12 protein-coding genes are annotated in these 20,087 nt (G+C 49.5%); 7 read left to right on the top strand and 5 right to left on the bottom strand.

Translation table 11 applies throughout. From position 1 onward, the window contains the following. Window positions 1–168 precede the first annotated feature (168 nt). The 3 genes from H6G00_RS09715 (at window position 169) to H6G00_RS09705 (ending at window position 4,154) form a co-directional block, all read left to right on the top strand. Window positions 169–912: a Uma2 family endonuclease gene (locus H6G00_RS09715; RefSeq protein ID WP_190680047.1), complete on the top strand. Its 744-nt coding sequence runs from the start codon at window positions 169–171 to the stop codon at window positions 910–912. A 206-nt stretch (window positions 913–1,118) separates the two neighbouring features. After that, a complete protein-coding gene (gene clpB / locus H6G00_RS09710; protein ID WP_190796574.1) occupies window positions 1,119–3,740 on the top strand; it encodes an ATP-dependent chaperone ClpB in 2,622 nt (873 codons plus the stop codon). Window positions 3,741–3,890: 150 nt separating this feature from the next. Next, entirely contained in the window at window positions 3,891–4,154 is a 264-nt protein-coding gene (locus H6G00_RS09705; protein WP_190641659.1) for a helix-turn-helix transcriptional regulator, read from the top strand. 235 nt (window positions 4,155–4,389) lie between these two features. Here the strand turns inward: H6G00_RS09705 and solA are convergent, their stop codons facing one another. Continuing rightward, a complete protein-coding gene (gene solA / locus H6G00_RS09700; RefSeq protein ID WP_190796573.1) occupies window positions 4,390–5,538 on the bottom strand; it encodes an N-methyl-L-tryptophan oxidase in 1,149 nt (382 codons plus the stop codon). Window positions 5,539–5,658: 120 nt separating this feature from the next. On the opposite strand from solA, the gene H6G00_RS09695 reads away from it, so the two are divergent. Continuing rightward, window positions 5,659–6,675: a fatty acid desaturase gene (locus H6G00_RS09695; protein WP_190796572.1), complete on the top strand. Its 1,017-nt coding sequence runs from the start codon at window positions 5,659–5,661 to the stop codon at window positions 6,673–6,675. 281 nt (window positions 6,676–6,956) lie between these two features. After that, on the top strand, window positions 6,957–7,835 hold the full coding sequence (locus tag H6G00_RS09690) for a hypothetical protein (protein ID WP_190796571.1): 879 nt from the start codon (window positions 6,957–6,959) through the stop codon (window positions 7,833–7,835). Between the two features lie 4 nt (window positions 7,836–7,839). Here H6G00_RS09690 and H6G00_RS09685 read toward each other — a convergent pair whose 3' ends face one another. From H6G00_RS09685 to H6G00_RS09670, 4 genes are read right to left on the bottom strand one after another with little or no spacing between them, the layout of a single operon-like run. Then, window positions 7,840–10,188 (bottom strand): CHASE2 domain-containing protein, encoded by a 2,349-nt coding sequence (locus tag H6G00_RS09685; protein WP_190796570.1) that lies wholly within the window; start codon window positions 10,186–10,188, stop codon window positions 7,840–7,842. Between the two features lie 11 nt (window positions 10,189–10,199). Beyond that, entirely contained in the window at window positions 10,200–11,852 is a 1,653-nt protein-coding gene (locus H6G00_RS09680; protein ID WP_190796569.1) for an EAL domain-containing protein, read from the bottom strand. A 2-nt stretch (window positions 11,853–11,854) separates the two neighbouring features. Continuing rightward, window positions 11,855–12,235: a response regulator gene (locus tag H6G00_RS09675; protein WP_190796568.1), complete on the bottom strand. Its 381-nt coding sequence runs from the start codon at window positions 12,233–12,235 to the stop codon at window positions 11,855–11,857. Continuing rightward, window positions 12,225–15,587 (bottom strand): PAS domain S-box protein, encoded by a 3,363-nt coding sequence (locus tag H6G00_RS09670; protein ID WP_190796567.1) that lies wholly within the window; start codon window positions 15,585–15,587, stop codon window positions 12,225–12,227. Before H6G00_RS09670 ends, H6G00_RS09675 begins: the two co-directional genes overlap by 11 nt. A gap of 280 nt (window positions 15,588–15,867) precedes the next feature. Here H6G00_RS09670 and H6G00_RS09665 point away from each other — a divergent pair, with 280 nt between their 5' ends. After that, entirely contained in the window at window positions 15,868–18,687 is a 2,820-nt protein-coding gene (locus H6G00_RS09665) for a response regulator (protein WP_190796566.1), read from the top strand. A gap of 102 nt (window positions 18,688–18,789) precedes the next feature. Beyond that, entirely contained in the window at window positions 18,790–19,830 is a 1,041-nt protein-coding gene (gene glpX, locus H6G00_RS09660) for a class II fructose-bisphosphatase (RefSeq protein ID WP_190796565.1), read from the top strand. Window positions 19,831–20,087: the final 257 nt, after the last annotated feature.

Raw genomic sequence — 20,087 nt, 5'->3', positions numbered from 1 at the left:
GGGACTACTCCAGGGCTATCTGCCGAATGCTACGCCTCTCACAGATTTTGCTCGCTACCAAATTCATTACAAAACTCGTTCCCAGGGTTTACCTTGGGAACAAGTTTTGTCGCCCCGCAAACGCTAAATGATTACAATACAAAGCAAACCTACGGTGCAGGTGTTGCGATGACTTCTGCTTTCACAGATCCTGTCAAATTTGAGCCGCTGCCCGACCACACCCAGCTTCCAGAGTCGGACGGTACGTTTGTGAAAAACTTTCAGGAGCATCCCCAGAGCATTTTGCTGACGGAATCGATTTGGTCCACTCTGGAACGCCTGCACCCTGATGCCCAATTCTGCATTGGTCAAGACTCTGGCATTTACTGGCGGATCACTGAGCCACCCGAACGCGGTGCAGAAGCACCCGACTGGTTCTATGTACCCAACGCGCCACCAACCCTAAATGGAGAAGTTCGTCGCTCCTACGTGCTGTGGCAAGAACACATTGCCCCTCTAATCGTGCTGGAATTTGTCTCGGGTAACGGCTCTGAAGAGCGAGACAAAACGCCCTGGAAGGGCAAATTTTGGATTTATGAACAAGTTATTCGCCCAGCATTTTACGGCATTTACGAAGTGAAGCGAGCCAGCGTTGAGGTGTATCACTTCATTGAAGATCACTATGAGCTATTGCCTGCAAATGAGCGAGGACACTATGCCTTGCCGCAAATGGGTGTAGAACTGGGCATTTGGCAAGGGCAATACAGAAATCTAGATCTACCCTGGTTGCGCTGGTGGGATGACCAAGGAAACCTGCTGTTGACTGGGGAAGAACGGGCTGAACAAGAGCATTTACGAGCTGAACAGGAAAGCCAACGGGCTGAGCGTTTGGCGGCTCAGTTAAGAGCTTTGGGTATAGAGCCAGAAGTTTGAATCAAAAGGGGAAGTGGGCGGCAATACCCCTCTAAGCAGGCGTGAACACCGATCCTAGCGATCGCCCCTTACTTCCTACAATTAACTCATACGCTAGTGAGAATGATCTGGAGTTTTGAATTTTGAGTTATGAATTTTGAATTGCTTCTAAAACTCAAAACTCACTACTCAATTCCGCTCTTATAGTTCCTGACTCCCGAACGCCTATGCAACCTACTAACCCGAATCAGTTTACAGAAAAAGCATGGGAGGCGATCGCCCGCACTCCCGACCTGGTCAAGCAGGCGCAGCAGCAGCAGATTGAGACGGAGCATCTGATGCGATCGCTGCTCGAAAAAGAAGGACTCGCCACCAGCATTTTCAACAAAGCTGGGGTGAACGTAGAGCGACTGCGTGACTATACTGAAGAATTCGTTAACAGCAAGCCCAAAGTATCGGGGAGCGGCACCTCAGTGTATTTGGGGCGATCGCTCGACACTCTACTTGATCGGGCTGACGAAATCCGCAAAAACTTTGGCGACGAATACATTTCCATTGAGCATCTCTTGCTAGCCTATGCCAGAGACGACCGCTTCGGAAAGGCTCTGTTCCAGGAGTTTAAGCTAGACGAAGCGAAACTAAAGACCATCATCCAGCAGATCCGGGGGAATCAAAAAGTGACCGACCAAAATCCAGAAGGCAAATACGACGCGCTGGAGAAATATGGGCGGGATCTCACCGAATATGCCCGTCAAGGTAAACTCGACCCCGTGATTGGTCGAGACGATGAAATTCGCCGCACCATTCAAATTCTCTCTCGCCGCACCAAAAATAACCCAGTGCTGATTGGTGAACCCGGTGTGGGTAAAACTGCCATTGCTGAAGGTCTGGCTCAGCGGATTGTCAAAGGCGATGTGCCGGAATCCTTGCGCGATCGCAAACTGATCGCTCTTGACATGGGAGCACTGATTGCCGGAGCCAAATATCGGGGCGAATTTGAAGAGCGTCTGAAAGCCGTTCTCAAGGAAGTCACCGACTCTCGCGGTCAGATCATCATGTTTATTGATGAAATTCACACCGTCGTCGGCGCAGGTGCAACTCAGGGCGCAATGGATGCCGGAAACCTGCTCAAGCCAATGTTGGCACGGGGCGAACTGCGCTGTATCGGTGCAACCACCCTGGATGAGTACCGCAAGTACATTGAAAAGGATGCTGCCTTGGAGCGCCGTTTCCAGCAGGTTTACATTGACCAGCCGACGATTGAAGATACTGTCTCAATTTTGCGCGGGCTGAAAGACCGCTACGAAACGCACCATAACGTCAAAATTTCTGACAGTGCATTGATTGCGGCGGCGACGCTTTCCACCCGGTACATCAGCGATCGCTTCCTACCTGACAAAGCGATTGACCTGGTGGACGAAGCCGCCGCCAAGCTAAAAATGGAAAGCACCTCTAAGCCTGATGAACTGGACGAGGTCGATCGCAAAATTTTGCAGCTCGAAATGGAAAAGCTATCGCTGCGAAAGGAAGTTGACCCCGCCTCCAGAGAACGGGTAGATAGGCTCGATCGCGAACTGGCTGACCTGAAAGAAGAGCAAAGCGCCCTTAATGCCCAGTGGCAGGCAGAAAAAGAAGTCCTGGAACAGCGCAAATCTTTGAAAGAGGAAATCGACCACATTGTTAACGTCGAAATTCCCCAAGCAGAGCGCGACTATGACCTGAACCGAGCCGCAGAACTGCGCTACGGCAAACTCACCGACCTCCAGCGCAAGCTCGAGGAAACGGAAGAAAAACTGGAGTTGACCCAAAAGACCGGGCGATCGCTGCTCCGTGAAGAAGTCACCGAAGCCGACATTGCCGAAATTATTTCCAAGTGGACAGGCATTCCTGTTAGCAAGCTGGTCGAATCCGAGATGCAAAAACTTCTGCTACTGGAAGACGAACTGCACCGTCGAGTCATTGGTCAAGAAGAAGCGGTTACTGCTGTCGCAGACTCAATTCAGCGTTCGCGTGCCGGATTGGCTGATCCCAACCGCCCCACTGCAAGTTTCATCTTCCTCGGCCCCACCGGAGTGGGTAAGACGGAATTGGCAAAAGCCCTTGCCGCCTATCTGTTTGACACCGAAGAGGCAATGGTGCGAATCGACATGTCCGAGTACATGGAGAAACACGCCGTGTCTCGCCTAATTGGTGCGCCTCCTGGATACGTGGGCTACGAAGAAGGCGGACAGTTGACCGAAGCAATTCGTCGTCGCCCCTACGCCGTGATTTTGTTTGACGAAATTGAGAAGGCACACCCCGACGTGTTTAACGTCATGCTGCAAATTCTTGATGACGGCCGCGTCACTGACTCACAGGGCCGCACGGTGGACTTCAAAAACACCGTAATCATCATGACCAGCAATATTGGTTCTCAATACATTCTTGATGTGGCAGCCGATGATGCCCGTTATGAAGAGATGCGATTGCGCGTCATGGAAGCGATGCGAACCAGCTTCCGTCCCGAATTCCTCAACCGGATCGATGAAATCATCATCTTCCACAGCTTGAAGAAGTCGGAACTGCGCGAAATCGTCAAGCTCCAGGTACAGCGGTTGGCGAAACGGTTGAGCGATCGCAAAATGTCCCTGCGTCTCTCCGAATCTGCCCTCGACTTCCTCGCCGAAGTTGGCTACGACCCCGTATTTGGTGCCCGTCCGCTGAAACGAGCCATCCAACGCGAACTCGAAACCCAGATCGCTAAACACATCCTGCGCGGCGAATTTATTGACAACGACACCATCTTCGTAGATGTCGAAAATGAGCGGCTGGCCTTCAAACGCCTACCTGCTGAACTGGTGACGATGTAATTATCTACGCCAAAATTTTCAACAGTGTTAGAGGGTGGTTAATGACCACCCTTTTTTAGTCCCCAAAAACTGAACTGGAGTACCTTAAAATCTGTGCATTCTTTTGCACAAATGGCTCAAAGCGTTTGCCTCTCTCATAGGATTAAAGACATGAGGGAAGCAAACTTTAACGCCATTTTTGAAGAGCTAACGCCTCGACAGCGCAAAGTCCTGCAAGGTTTTCTGGCAGGAGAGACGGACGAGGCGATCGCCACCACACTCTGTGTAGAACCTTCAACCGTTCGCCGTCATCTTGCCAATATCCATAAGGAATTTGGCTTGAGCAACCTGGAAGGAGAACACTATTCTCGTCGAGATGAGTTAATTGAACTGTTTACTCGCTATAGAACCCATTTGATATCCTTCGGGAGTTGAATTAAGGTGATGAGAAGAGTTTAGTCGAGTTAACTATACCCTATCTCATTAGGACTTGGACGGACTGCTACAACGGGGCTGTAGCTAGTTGCGACCTTATTTTGCTCATAGTAATGGCACTTCTGGTGCTAACAGTGAGGAAGTCCGTCAGATGTGTACCTTCAATGATTCAAATGGGTAAGGGTTTTGAGTAAGTGTAATTTGTCCTCAGGCTTTCTATGATTAATTTGTGACTTTAGAAGCGAGAAAGTTTGAATAGGCTTACATCGTGGTCAGTTTTACCTGCGATCGCCAACTCCATCAAAATCTTGCCCACTAATGTACTGAACTTAAACCCATGCCCTGAAAAGCCTGCACTAATGACGATTTGAGGATAGTTAGGATGGCGATCGATTACAAAATGTTTGTCTGGAGTCACAGTGTAAAGACAGCGACGGGTAGAAACCAGTTTGCCATTGGCACCAGGAATGTAGCGACGGGGAAATTCTCGTAAGCGTTCAATCCATTCCAGGTCGGGCGTGTAATCTACTTCACTCGGATCGCTAACAGTCTTCCAACCGTAAAACGGAGTAATTTTTACGCCAGAGCCTTGATAAGTAGGAATGCCGTAAGGACTCTCACCATAGTCTGCATTCAGGTGAGCAATAAATACCGGAAAGCGTCCTGGCTCATAGTCTGTCGGGTTATCGGGTTCAAAAAAGGCAAGTTGGCAGGGCATTACCCTGAGCGGTAGATCGATTCCCTGTTCTGCCAATATTCTTTTTGCCCAACTGCCTGCCGTAACGATCAGGCGATCGCCCCCATATTTGCCCCTAGCGGTTTGCACCTCGACGCGATCGCCCTTCACCCCAATCCGCATAACCGGAGTTTGATCTAGCACCGTTGCGCCACTTGCCTGAGCCAAGCGAATATGGGTCAACACACAGCGAGAAGCAGCCAAAAAGCCTGTGTCTTCCTGGTAAATCGCCTCCATTCCCTCGTCAAACCGAAACTGGGGGAAAAGCTTTTGGGCTTCGTGGGTAGAGAGGCGATCGTGCGGTAGATTAGTTTGCTTCAGGCTGGCTTTCAGGTTCTGCATTGTTGGTTCTGAGGGCAAGCCAAAATCAATTCCTCCCGTTTTGAAATAGAGCTGTTCTCCGGCTGCTTCTTGCAGCGCAAACCAGAGCGGATAGGCATCGCGCATCAGGTTCACATAAATTGGATTGTCGTAGGAATAGCGAATGACCCGTGACGGTCCATGAGAACTGCCCTTCTGATGATCCAGTTCAAACTGCTCTAACAGCAAAACGCGCTGTCTAGCCTGAGTTAAGTAATAGGCTGCGGCACTGCCCATCGCGCCTGCACCCAGTACGATCGCATCAAATTCGTTAACGTTTGCAGACATAAGGCTATTAAGTCAGGAAACGGTGACTCAATCAGTGGACTGGTTTATCTACAATACAGGCACAATGTGTAGAACTCTTTTAGTGTTCTCAAAAAGATGGAGTCCAGCGTTTAACAGCTTATGGTTACTCTTCCTGCAACTGTCAACGTTAATCTATATGTGCATCGCCAAAAGCCACTGTGGAATGCGATCGCCATTCTCTACAGCTTGTTGAGCTATATCGGTGGAATTTCTCTGCTGCTGTTGCCTAGCGGTTGGCTTAATGCCGCCGGGGTCGTGCTGTTGACTCACGGCTTAGTCTTCTCAGCTTACCTGTCGCACGAATTCATGCACAGTACCATTTTCGGGAATCGGCGCTGGAATGCCATTTTTGGCACCCTAGTGCTGTGGATTACGGGTGGCTGCTACGGACGCTTTGACAAGCTAGCAAAACGTCACATCGCTCATCACGTTGATCGGGTAGATTTTTCTGCGTTCAACCTAGCTGAAACGCTGGAACAAATGCCGAAGCTGTTGCGGCAAACCATCCTCGCATTGGAATGGCTTTACGTTCCAGTGATCTCATTCTGGTTGCAATGGCGCTCTATTTTCAACACATTTCAAGATCCTGAACGTCAGGATGAGCGGTTACGTGTGGCTGCGCTACTACTGATTCGTGGCAGTTTGTTTACACTATTGGCAATTGTTTCACCGAAAGCATTGTTACTTTACTTCTTGTCTTACATTGGCATGATTACAGTGTTGCGGTGGATGGATGCATTTCAGCATACCTATGAGGTTTTTCCACCGGGAACGCCTCTACCAGAGCGCGATCGCGCCCATGAACAGGCAAACACTTTCTCGACACTACTTTCTCAACGCTATCCCTGGCTGAACTTGCTGTTGCTTAACTTTGGTTATCACAATGCTCACCATGAACTGATGAAATGTCCCTGGCATTCGTTGCCTGAACTGGATGCAGAACTATTCAGTGGTGAAGAAGTTCACTACGTTTCCCTAGCTCAACTATTGGACAACTATCATCGTTTCCGAGTGACCCGTATCTTTTCAGGGCAAGGACAGGCGGTAGACCATCAAGGAAGCCCTACACCAGATACTTTCTACGGTGCAGTTGGCGTTTCGTTTTTAGTTTATTGATGGATGTGAGTAAAACAATGTGCAACCTGGCACTTACTTGAGTTTTGTCGGGTCCCGCTTTGCTTCAAATCAACAACGCCGATGGTAATTCTGTAAGTGAATAGATTATGCAGAGGGATACGAGATTTCGTGTCCCTTCTTTATTATCCCAATTTTCAGCAATACACATCACCCGCTTAGGGGCTTGGCATTGTCCTGCATTATGCATAACGTTGATAATGGGTTCAATTCAACGTTGCACTAACACATAACCCTAGAATATTTCTACAAACGGAGACTTTATGCCTCAAAAGATTGCAGTCGCGGTAATCCACGGCATTGGAGAAGCAAATCCTGAATTTGCTCAAAAAGATAGCCCCAAATTTACTAGTGGATTTGCAAAAAAGCTAAAGTCAGAGCTTGCCGAAGTGTTAGATGAGGAAGTTGACACGATTGACGCAAAACTGGTGATCGAGCCAATCTACTGGGCTGAGGTAGTGCAAACAATTCAAGATGAGTTGTGCGATCGCCTCCAGATTGAAGGCAAGCTCAAAAAATTCTTTCGACTCGGTGAGTTTATTTTTCACTCCCTATCCGACAGCGTTGCCTATCAAGTGACTTCTTCCTCCGCAGCATCCGATCGCCACATTTACGACGGCATTCACCAGTGTTTCTCCGATACATTAAAGAAACTGGCTACCAGTGCTGGTGATAAAGCACCATTGTGCATCGTGGCTCATAGTCTGGGTTCTACGATCGCCAGCAACTACATTTGGGATTTGCAAAATAGCCAGGCACAGATACCCATAGGCAACACTCCTTTAGAGAAAGGTGAGACCTTAGCACTGTTCTACACCTTTGGTAGTCAGATCGCCTTCTGGTCACTGCGTCATAAAGACTTTGGTACTCCAATTAAAGTCCCTTCACCCAAGCTCTCTCAGCATTACCCTAACCTCAAAGGGGAATGGGTCAATTTTTATGATGAGGATGACCTACTGGGCTATCCTATCCAAAACATTAATGAGGAATACAAGAAAGTTGTGAAGGATAAAAAAGTGAATGCAGGCGGAATGTTGCAAAACTGGAATCCCACATCTCACAACGAATATTGGAAAGATAGCGAAGTCATCAAACCGATCGCCACAGCATTAGCCGATACGTGGCGATCGCTCAATCCTTGAGGCTCTACACATCCATCGTTCCTGGCAGCATGACGTAAAAGGTACTGCCCACATTCAACTGGCTTTCTACCCAAATTTTGCCGTCATGCTGCTGTACGATCGCACTACAAATCGGTAGACCCAGTCCCGTTCCTCCCTTTTGACGAGCATCAGATACATCAACCTGCTGAAATCGCTCAAAGATCAGATTGAGTTTGTCGGCAGGAATGCCACGTCCCTGGTCTTTGATGTGAATCAGGAGGGTGGAGATTGGAGATTGAGGGTTGGGAGTTGGGGATTGGAGGGAAATGGGCGGGGATTGGGTTGCAGTTGTGGGCTGATGTGTTATTGCAGATTGGTTTTGGATTTCGGCAGTGAGCCAGACAGTGCTGCCTTTGGGGGAGAATTTGATGGCATTGCTAAGTAAGTTGGTAAACACTTGCAGAAGGCGATCGCTATCTCCCATAAACCGAACCGATACCGCAGTAACTGAAAGCGTCACTCCAGCAGTGTCAGCCATCGTCTGCATCGTTTCGGCAGCTTGCTGGATCAAGTCAGCTAAGTCACAAGGTTGCTTGGACAGAGTAATCTTGCCAGATTCGATGCGCTCCAGGTCAAGAATGTCATTAATCAGGCGAATCAAGCGATCGGTGTTGTTGATCGCAATTTCTAACATGCGCTGCCCTTTGTCGCTCAAGCTGCCCAGTTTACCCGTTCCCAATAACCCCAGTGAGCCGCGAATTGAGGTAATCGGGGTACGCAGTTCATGACTGACGACAGAAACAAATTCATCTTTCATCCGGGCGATTGCCTGCCGCTCAGTGATGTCATTCAACACCAGCAGCAAGCCATCTAGAGGAAATGCGGTTTGTGAATTGGGAGCCATCGCATAGACCAGTGGCTCTAGCTTGATTTCCAAGCAGCTTTCTCCTCGTTCTAGCTGCCTGGACTGAGCAAAGCCAGACGTTTTCAGGCTATGCAGGTCAACCTGCCATTCTGCCTCGCTTAGCCAGTGAGGAATTAAGTGAGAATGCAGGCGATCGCCCACCTGCACTCCTAGCCACTTTGCTGCTAAAGGATTGCAAAACCAGATTTGCCCGTTCAGGTCTGCCGCTAAAAGCCCAATAGGTAAACTGCGGGCGATCGCCGCCTGAGCCGACTGGGAGCGTCCAAACTGCTCTGCCAGTTCTGCCAGTTGGGTGACTCGATGCAAAGCAGCAGGACTCTCAGGTAAATCCGAAATCGGCAACGTGTCTTTGCGAGAAACTACTACATCCTGATAGTGACTTTGCCAGAGATGTTCAATTTCTTGCTGGAGTAAGCGATTAAGTTGGAGGCGATCGCCCACCGCCACCACCACTACCGTTCCAGTAAAAAGACCAATTGGTGAAGCGATTGGCAACCAGTAGTTTGCTCGAAACATCAGCAAGCCAAAGATTCCCCAAGCTAGACATAGCCCCAACCACACGGTTGCCTGTAGCTCAGTTCGCCAGTGACTCAAACACCAGCTTAAAACTGGACCCGCAAGGAGCAACCCAAACAGCACCCACCGCTGAGCAAATACATGGAGGAAATTTCCTTGCAGCAAATTGTTGATTGCCGTTGCCTGAAGGTAAACCCCACTCGTAGGCAAATCTTGATCAAATGGTGTCACTAAAGGATCTAAGCCCGTTGCGGTGACTCCAACCAAAACAATTTTGTCTTGAAACGCCTGTAGTGGCACTTTGCCTTGAATTACATCTACAAATGCATAGTGAGGAGCTTGCTCAACTCGACTCAGCCAATTTATTCGGAGTGGTTGGTTTAAGTCCGGCAGATTAATCGGCTCCTGAATCAGGCTGTAAACCTGAAGCACTGAAACCGATAAAGCAGGCTTCTGCTGAATTTGCAGATTGATAGCATGAGTCAAGCCATCCGGGCTACTGTGCTTGAGAATGTGCCCCGTGGCGATCGCCCCCGCCTCCAGATCAGGCGTAGGGGATAGCGGTAAACCGAGCCCATCCCAGGCTTCTGCCAACACAACTAGACCATGACGCTCCATTGCCGCCTTAAGCTGCAAGTCCTTTGGACTTGGCTCTGACCAAATCAGGTCAAACGCCACAATGTTGGGCTGCGCCTCCGATAATCGATCTAAAAGTTGGACATAGCGCTGTCGCGAAAATGGAAAACGCCCTAGTTGCCGCAGACTCGCATCATCAATTTCAATCACAACCACCTGGTCATTCCAGGGCAGCGCCCCTCGCAGCCGAAACAACGCCACATAGGCGGCTTGCTCCAGCGGTTGCCAGCCTCCCCACATTGCCAAAAACACGACTGCCAATGAGGAGATTCCGCCTGGTAATAGTCGCCACCCCATCCGCCGAAGTCGCCTCATACCTGCCCAGATTAAGCTCGAATTACTAAACCTTGACGCAGTAGTGCTTCTGCCATCGTTCGATCAAGCGGCTTAGAAAAGAAAAAGCCCTGCACATATTCACAGCGCAATGCCTTAAGTTGCGCTAGTTGCGATGCCGTTTCGACCCCTTCAGCAATGACATCCATGCCCAGATTCCAGGCTAATTTGACGATAGCTCTAACGATTTCTAGCTGCTCCCCTTCAGAATCAATCCGGGTAATGAAAGAACGGTCAATCTTCAGCTTATCAATCGGTAGACGATGCAAATACGCTAGAGAAGAATATCCCGTGCCAAAGTCGTCTACGTAAAGCTGTACCCCAAGCGCCTTGAGCTGTTCCAGTACGGCAGTCGCAGTTTCAAGACTGTGCATAATCGCACTTTCTGTAATTTCGATTTTCAGACTTTGTGAGTCTAGCCCCGTCTCCTGGAGAATTTGCTGCACCTGCTCAGGTAAGTCTGATTTTGAAAACTGCTGGGCAGAGAGGTTGACGCTGATAGTCAAGGGTGGCTGACTCGGAAACTGCTGCTGCCACTGGTGCAGTTGGGAGCAAGCCTGATGGAGAACCCACTGGCTAATCAAGCTCACTAGCCCCATTTCTTCTGCCAAGGGAATAAATTTTGTTGGAGTTACCAGCCCTCGCTGTGGATGTCGCCACCGAATCAGCGCTTCAAAGCCGCTGATCTTACCAGTCGCAACCGCTACAATCGGCTGATAGTAAAGCTGAAATTCTTGGCGCGCTAGGGCTAACCGCAGGTCAGTTTCTAGCCGCAGTCGAGAGGATGCTTTGACTCGTAGCTCAGCATCAAAGAGTTCATAACGAGCTTTGCCTAGCGCCTTTGCCTGATACACAGCGGAGTAGGCGTTGTGTAGCAAATTTTCAGACTGATCATGCTTTGTGCCTGTCGCGATGCCAATGCTCACTGAGAGGAATACGTCTTGACCATTGAAATTAAAGGGTGAGGCAAAGGCTTGCTGAATTTTTTCGGCAACGGCGATCGCCTCATTCGTATCCTCAATCTGTTCTAGAAAAATGCCAAACTCATCTTCACGCAGGTGAGTAATCGCCTGCACTAGAGGTAAATTTAGAATCAGTCGTTGAGCGATCGCCCGCAGCAATTGATCGCCGACTTCCCGTCCTAAGCTGTCATTGATTACATTGAAGCGATCGACATCAACTAGCAAAATTGCCAGCGTTTGATCAGCTTGGGCAATGGCGATCGCCTGCCTCAACTGCCGCATGAACACCATTGGCGTGGGTAAAGCAGTTAACTCGTCATTACAGAATTTTTGCTGCCAACTTAATGCTGCCAACTGATGCAGCAAAGGTTCTGATCCTGACAGTTGATGAAAAGCAGTAAATTCACCGTCTGATTCCACATCAGACTCCAGCACATCAACCAAACGCATCAAGCGCTCTGTATTGCTAAACGCAATCTCCAACATTCGTTGCCCTTTTTCTGGCAAAGTGCCGAGCATTCCGGTCAACAGCAAACCCAGTGCCGCCCGAATCGAGGTCAGGGGTGTTCTTAGCTCGTAGCTGACGGCTGAAGCAATGTCATCTAGCTCTGAATCCAGCTCTGGCGAAAAGCCACGCACTTCTTCAGAAAATTGAGAGTTTGACTCAACGTTTGGCTCAACCATTTCTAGAGACTCCATCCCAGCACTGCGGCAACCTGACCAGCCAACGCAACAGGGTCAAAAGGTTTAGACAATACAGCCGTCACTCCCAAATCGGCAAATCGGCGCTGATCAGCCGCCTGCACCTTGGCAGTAAGTAGCACAACCGGAATCTGCTGCGTTGCAGGCATGGACTGGAGCTTTTGAAACGTAGTCGGGCCATCCATGTCAGGTAGCATGACATCTAGCAAGATCGCATCAGGCTGCTCCGCTTCAGCTAGAGCCAGTCCTTCACTGCTAGAACTAGCAGTAATCACCTCCCATCCTCCCATCATCTCAAGACTCGCTTGAGCAACTTCCCGAATATCATCCTCGTCATCGATAATTAGAACTCGCTTAGTTGCCACCAGCTATACCTCCGCTAACTAAATTAAACCGCTCACCACCTGCTGTCGCTCGATTGAGTAGTCGCATGATTAGCGCTTCTAACGCTTCTGGAACAGCCCGGCTTTTGGTAATGAATTCTGTTTGACCCAGGTGACTCAGGTGTAGACGCGAGCGCTCCACATCTCCTAATTCTTGGGCAGTGTAGATTATCAATGGCATTTGGCAGAAGTGTTCTTGCTGGCGCAACCACTCTACAACGGCAAATCCACTTCCCTTTGATAAAGTCAGGTCTAACACGAGCAAGTCAGGAATGAAATGCTGGCACAGTTCAATGGCGGCTTGCTGAGTTTGAGCATATGCAGTTTGAACCTGATGGCAACCAAGCATCGCAGCCAAAACTCGCGTTAAGTCTAGGTCATCTTCTACAATTAGCACTCGCCCAACCTGTCCTTGCTGCATCGCGAATTGCTTCAGCATTTGAAACAGAGAAGCATAATCAGCCGATTGATAGACCCAACCCATTGTGCCCAATAGTTCAAACTCAACTCGTGAAGAGGGGTTATTGAAAATGATTAGGGGAATATCTGGAATGCTATTGCGCTGTTTTAGCAGCGTCAGCAGTTCCCAGTCATCCGTCTTAGGATTATCCAAGTCCAGCAAAATCGCCGTTGGCTGCAAGGCTGCTGCTCTGGCGATCGCCTCTTTCACCGACTTAACGACAACCACCTGATAATTCTGTTGCTCCAGCAAACCTTGCAGCGTCTCAAAATGAGTTGACACATCGTGGCACATCACAATGGATTGCTTGTTGCCAACAAGCAACCCTTTCAACCCATTGGACTCAGCTAGGGGCAACGTCAGATAAAAGCAACTCCCTTCACCCAACCCACTTTCTACCCAAATTTTGCCGCCGTGTTGCCTGACGATATTGCGGCAAATCGCCAACCCTAGCCCTGTTCCGCCTTTTTGCCGTGAATCAGAAGCATCAACCTGCTGAAACCGCTCGAAGATAGACTCTAGCTTTTCTGGAGGAATGCCACGTCCCTGATCTTTGACCGAAATCAGAAGCATAGGAGGTTTGGCACTACTGTCTTTTTCTCCTGGTGGAACGTAAGTTTCTGCGGTCAGCCAGACAGTGCTACCCGCAGCCGAAAACTTAATCGCGTTGCTAATCAAATTGGTGAAAACTTGAATTAAGCGATCGGGGTCAACATTGATGCTGACCGAAATGCTGGAGCAGCAGAGAGTCACGCCTGCCCTTTCAGACATGGGCTGCATCATTTCAGCTACCTGTCGCAGCAAATCAGCCGCATTGCAAGACTGCTGATGCAGGGTGAATTTATCAGATTCTAGACGCTCCAGGTCAAGGATGTCGTTAATTAGGCGAATCAGGCGATCGCTATTGTTGACAGCAATCTCTAACATGCGATGCCCTTTTTCAGTTAGGGTGCCCATTTTGCCAGTCAGCAACAACCCCAGAGACCCTCGCAAAGAAGTCAGCGGTGTGCGGAGTTCATGACTGACCGTAGAAATAAACTCATCTTTCATGCGCTCCATAGCAGTGCGATCGCTAACATCTCGCCCAATCATCGAAGCCCCCGTAATTTTGCCAGTCTGGTCTTTTACTGGAGACAGAGTTAGAAATACGTCAATCAGCCTGCCATCTTTACGCCGATGTCGGGTTTTGTAGTAATCAAGGTGGGTTTGCGGTTGCAGGCTCTCAGGAATGGGCGATCGCTCATCTTCATTAGGCGGCAGCAGCAATGATGTAACGGTTTGCCCTAGCGCTTCCTCGGCTGAGTAGCCGTAAATTTTTTCTGCCCCCAGGTTCCAGCTTGTAATCCGAGAGTCGAGGCTGGTGCTGAGAATAGCATCATCAGAAGATTCAACAATTGCAGCCAGTTGAGCTAGCGCCGCCTCAGCCTGCTTGCGATCGCTGATGTCTCTGACGATTACCAGCACTTCGTCTTCACCGCTAACTACTATTCGAGCTTCTTGCGTGTGTAGTACTCCAGCCATCTGAAACTGAAACTCATAAATCTGCATCTCACCTGTTTGCAGAGCGCGATTTACATACTGCATTCGTTGATGAGCCAGCTCAAGTGGTATGCACTCGTAAACATTCCTACCCTGCATTTTGTTAAATGGGGCAAACTTTGCTCCATCTTTAGCTGAGACAAAATCTAGGTATGTGCCGTTTCGATTCATCCGAATCAACAAGTCGGGAATTACTTCCAGCAAGGCGTGAGTGGTCGTTTCACTCTTTTGTAGGGCTAACTCCGCCTGACGGCGTTCGGTGATGTCAATCCCAGTTCCAATGATGTATTCCACCGCCCCTTTTGGATTCAGCAGTGCAGTATTTGACCAGGCAATTAGCCGCTGCTCTCCCCATTTGGTCAACCAATAATTCTCGTAGGTGTTTGGAAACTGACCTACCTTTAAGCTGAAAAATTCTGCTTTGACGGGTTCTATCTCTTCAGCAGTCAAAAACACGTTCCAAAAGGGCTTATGTCTAACTTCCTCAAAAGCGAAGCCCGTTGTTTGGACGCAGCGGTTGTTAAAGCGAATAATTTCCCCTTGAGGGTTGAGAACAACGACCAGAGCTCCAACAGTGTCGAGTACTGCCGCACTAAAGTCACGCTCTTGCTCTAGCTTGACTTCTATTTGCCGATGTTTAGCCATCTCCTGACGAATCAGAGAGAAAAACAGCGTTAAAGCTCCAATGTTAAGAGAAGTGACCAGCAGAAATTCACCTCGGTGGGCGATCGCACTCATTCCAATTGCCAGTGCTGCAACCACACCAAACCCTAACGCTAGCTTTTGCCGAAAAGAACCGTAGCGCTTTGTCTTCCTGCGCTCGATCGCCATTCGTTCTAGGTCGGTCAAGTTTCGACGTAGTTCAAGTTGCCGAACAGCCTGTTGTCCTAAAACCTTCAGTGCCTCCACCTGCTCGGCGGTTAGCTCCCGTGGCACCCGATCCAGTACACACAAAGTTCCGAGAGCGTATCCTTCAGAGGTCAGTAGCGTCACCCCAGCGTAGAATCGAATGTGGGGATCGTTTGTCACCAGCGGATTGTCTGTAAACCTTGGATCAGCCAAGGTATCCGGAACAATCAGCATTGATTGCCCAATGGTGTAGCTACAGAAAGCAATATTTCGGGGTACCTGGGGCGTTTCCAAACCAACTTTAGACTTAAACCATTGGCGATCGCTTTCTAACAAACCGACCAAGGCGATCGGAGTCTGACAAATTTGGGCAGCGAGTTGGGTAATGTCATCAAACCCGCGTTCCGCCGCAGTATCCAAAATTCTGTACTGGTGAAGCGCTTGCAGTCTGTCTGACTCGTTAGCAGGTAAGGGAGCATTGACCATATTCTTGAGAACTATCCTGAAGCTCACCAGCCCAAAGGTGCAGGTCTGTATGAATGGTTTCGCAAAATTTGCACAGCTTTGGATTTAGCATTCCCTAAATTAGCGATTGGAATCCTGTCTGTATTCTTGAAATAGTTGCGGTTGTGAGGGAGTTGGCTTCGTCCGCTCCTACAACCACAATCCATAGAGTTGCAATGCCAGCTATAAATTGTCAGTATCGCTAATTTTTAGGGAATCCTTATGGTGCGGATTGAGTTTCTAGGCTCAGTGATGGATGTCCATGAGAATCTTACTGGTTGAAGATGATGAGCATCTTGCAGAACTGCTCACCGACACGCTAATCGAACAGCACCATACGGTCGATCGAGCCGAGGATGGATTATCAGGCCTGACCCTTGCAGAAGAGCTAGCCTATGACCTAATTTTGCTGGACGTAATGCTGCCCAAGTTGGATGGCATCAGTTTTTGTCGTCAGTTGCGGACGAAGGGCAGTCAAGTTCCAGTCTTGCTCATGACTGCCAGAGATACCAGTACCGATAAAGTCATTGGGCTAGATGCCGGAGCAGACGACTACCTGGTTAAGCCGATTTTTCCTCAAGAACTGCTGGCTCGCATGAGAGCGCTGTTGCGACGGGGAACTTCCTCCCGATCGCCCCTCCTAGAGTGGGGAGAACTATGCCTTGCCCCCAGCACCTGTGAGGTAACTTACAGCGGCACGGTAATGCACTTGACCCCTAAGGAATACGCCATCCTAGAGTTGCTTTTACGAAACAATCAGCGTGTCTATAGTCGGAGTGCCATTTTAGATCAGCTCTGGGGATTTGAAGACCTGCCCGGAGAAGACACCGTTAAAGCTCACATCAAAGGACTACGGCAAAAGCTCAAAGCAGTTGGAGCAACGGATGTTATAGAAACGGTCTATGGTTTGGGCTATCGCTTAAACATGAATTACTTGAAAAATCCACCGCTGGAAAAGACTGCATCTTTGGTCACCCCTCTTCCCTCAAGCCCGGAGCACCAAACGCGATCGCTCGTCGCCAAAATTTGGGAAAGAGCCAAAACCAAAACCCTTCAGCAAATCGAAGTTTTGGAAGCAGCAGTGGTTTTAACCCCAATGCCAGACAAGAGCGATCGCCTATGGAAACGCGCCAAACAAGAAGCACACAAGCTGGCAGGTTCTTTAGGAACGTTTGGTCTGGCAGAAGGCACCCAGCTAGCCCGTCAAATCGAGCAGCTTTTGCAGCTTGAAACGGCACTCAGCCCCGACCAGCAACAGCAGATTCAACAGCAGGTGGTAGACCTGCGCCAACTGTTAGAAGCGGCAATTTGCCCTTCCTTGCCAAAGCAGCCTGAACCTGTAGCAGAAGTTAAAACATTGGTCAGTGCAAATACTCAGGAACCTCTCCTGATGATTGTGGATGACGATCAGACATTGGCAGAACTCCTGAGCGCAGAAGCCCAAAACCGGGGATTTAGAACAGCGATCGCCCCTAACCCTGACATTGCTAGAGTCGAAATCAACCGTAACTCCCCTGATGTGTTGCTGTTAGATTTGTCTTTTGTAGAGTCTGATGAAACAAAATCTAACCACTCAGAACTGGATGAAGCTGGGCTAAAGCTTTTAGCAGAATTGAGTCAGCGCGTTCCTCCCATTCCCGTCCTCGTGTTTACTGGAAGAGGGCAAGAAGTCGATCGGGTTACGGTTGCTCGCCTTAAAGGCAGACGCTTTCTACAAAAACCGACGACTCCCACCGAAGTTTTAGAAGCCGTGACTGAAGTTTTAGCCCAAGATAGAAAAGTAGAGTCGAGCGTTTTGGTCGTCGATGATGACCCATTAATTTTGCAGGCGCTTCAGACTTTGCTGCAGCCTTGGGGGTTACGGGTAGCAACACTAGATAACCCGTTGCAGTTTTGGGATGCCCTAGAAGCAACCAAACCCGATTTGCTCGTCCTTGACATTGAAATGCCAGAACTAGATGGCATTGAACTGTGTCAGACCCTACGCAACGATCCTCACTGGAATTGGATGCCTGTGCTTTTTCTGACTGCCCATACTGATGCAAGCACAATTCAGCAGGTGTTTGCGGTTGGGGCAGACGATTATGTCAGCAAACCAATCATTGCCCCAGAACTGATTACCCGCATTCTGAACCGCATTGAACGAACTCGACTCCTACGAAATCAGACAGAAACAGACGCACTTACGGGTACGGCGAATCGACAACAATCTACTCAAGAGTTAAGCAAGCTCCTACAACTGGCACAGCGCTCTCAGCAGCCCCTCTCTTTGTCTGTCTTGAGGCTGGATCACTTGAAGCAGATAAACAGCCAGCATGGGCATCGGTTTGGCGACCAGGCATTGCGGCAGGTAGCGCAACTGCTGCGACAAAAGCTTCGCATTGAAGATGTGGTGTCTCGCTGGAGTGGGGCAGAGTTTGTGATTGGCATGTATGGCATCAACCGCAGCGCTGGTATAGAGTGGCTGGCAGAAATTCTAGAAGCCCTGCGGCAGATAGAAATTACGGTCGAAGGTAAAACCTCTCTTCCGATCACGTTCAGTGCGGGGGTGGCTCAGTATCCCGAAGACGGTCTGCTGCTGCGCGATCTTTACCAGTCAGCCAATGCAGCGTTAGATCTGGCTGAAGCAGCGGGAGGCGATCGCGTTCTCCCCGCTTACTGGCAACCAATTCAGGCTGAAGCACTACTCAAAACCGATGTGGTGCTAGTGCATCCCGACCCAAGCTTTGCTCAACCACTGCTGTATGCGCTGGAAACCAGGGGATACCACAATCACTGGCTACAGGATGGCGAGACAGCGATCGAACTTCTAGCGGGAAACGAGCCTGAGGTGCGATCGCAAATTATCTTGATTGGGAGAAACTTACCGGGAATAGACGGACTCGAACTGCTCAAGCACCTGGCGCAAGAGCAGGTGACGCGCCACTCAAAGCTAATTATGCTATCGCTGCCTCCGAGCGAGGCAGAAACAGCTTCAAACCTTGGTGCCTTTGACTACATCTCAGATCCTTACCGCTTGCCTGTTGTAATGCAGCGCTTACGACGAGCTTTTGTGACTACTACAAAACTTGACATAAGTTGAATTATCAACTGGCTTTAATGCGATCTCCCCATTCTGATAGACTCTTAGACTGAGGCTCAGTCCGCAAAACGACGCAAAATCAGTAGTTGGGAGGCATACCTGGTGGAGAATACACTCGGTTTAGAGATTATTGAGGTAGTGGAGCAGGCGGCGATCGCCTCTGCCCGCTGGATGGGTAAAGGTGAAAAGAACACTGCTGACCAGGTGGCAGTGGAGGCCATGCGTGAGCGCATGAACAAAATTTACATGCGCGGTCGCATCGTGATTGGAGAAGGAGAGCGGGACGACGCGCCCATGCTCTACATCGGTGAAGAGGTGGGAATTTGCACCCAGCCCGATGCTAAAAACTTCTGTAACCCAGATGAGCTGATTGAGATTGACATTGCCGTTGACCCCTGCGAAGGCACCAACTTGGTTGCTTATGGTCAGAATGGCTCAATGGCAGTGCTGGCCATTTCTGAAAAAGGCGGATTGTTTGCTGCACCCGACTTTTACATGAAGAAACTGGCTGCTCCACCCGCGGCTAAGGGCAAGGTGGACATTAATAAATCCGCCACTGAGAACCTGAAGATTCTTTCGGAGTGCCTCAATCGCTCCATTGAAGAATTAGTCGTGGTGGTGATGAAGCGCGATCGCCACACCGAATTAATCAAAGAAATTCGGGAAGCGGGCGCACGGGTTCGGTTGATCAGCGACGGTGATGTATCTGCTGCCATTTCCTGCGGGTTTACGGGCACCAATATCCATGCGCTAATGGGCATCGGTGCGGCTCCCGAGGGGGTGATTTCCGCAGCAGCAATGCGCTGCCTAGGGGGTCACTTCCAAGGACAGTTGGTCTACGATCCGGCGATCGTTAAAACGGGCTTGATTGGCGAAAGCAAGGAAAGCAACATCGAGCGCCTGACCTCAATGGGCATCACTGACCCCGACAAGGTTTACGATGCTAACGAGTTGGCTTCTGGCGAAACTGTCCTGTTTGCGGCTTGTGGCATCACCCCCGGAACGCTGATGGAAGGCGTTCGTTTCTTTCATGGCGGTGCCCGGACACAAAGCTTGGTTATTTCTAACCAATCTCGCACAGTGCGCTTCGTCGATACGATTCACATGCTGTCTGAAGAGGCACCCTCTTTGCAGTTGAGATAAATCAACTCCTCCCCGTTCTTGCAGGGATGCGATTCATCAAGTCTTTTCCTGGTGAATCCCACTCCTGCAAGAGCAGATCCCCAAGATCCCCAAATTCTTGAAGAGTCTGGGGATCTTAAGTTCTGCATAAAAATAACCGACCGTTTACCCCTACAGATTAGGTACACTAACCAAATTCTTCCCTTAACTTCATGAGTGTGCCTCTGTAAGGTGCCTTACCTGTGTGGAGTTAAAGATTGACAACTTGAAGAATTGTA

Source organism: Leptolyngbya sp. FACHB-541 (assembly GCF_014695875.1).
Lineage (GTDB): Bacteria > Cyanobacteriota > Cyanobacteriia > Elainellales > Elainellaceae > JAAUTN01.
Note: the sequence above shows the minus strand (reverse complement) of the source record. Positions and strands in the feature narration are given on the sequence as shown.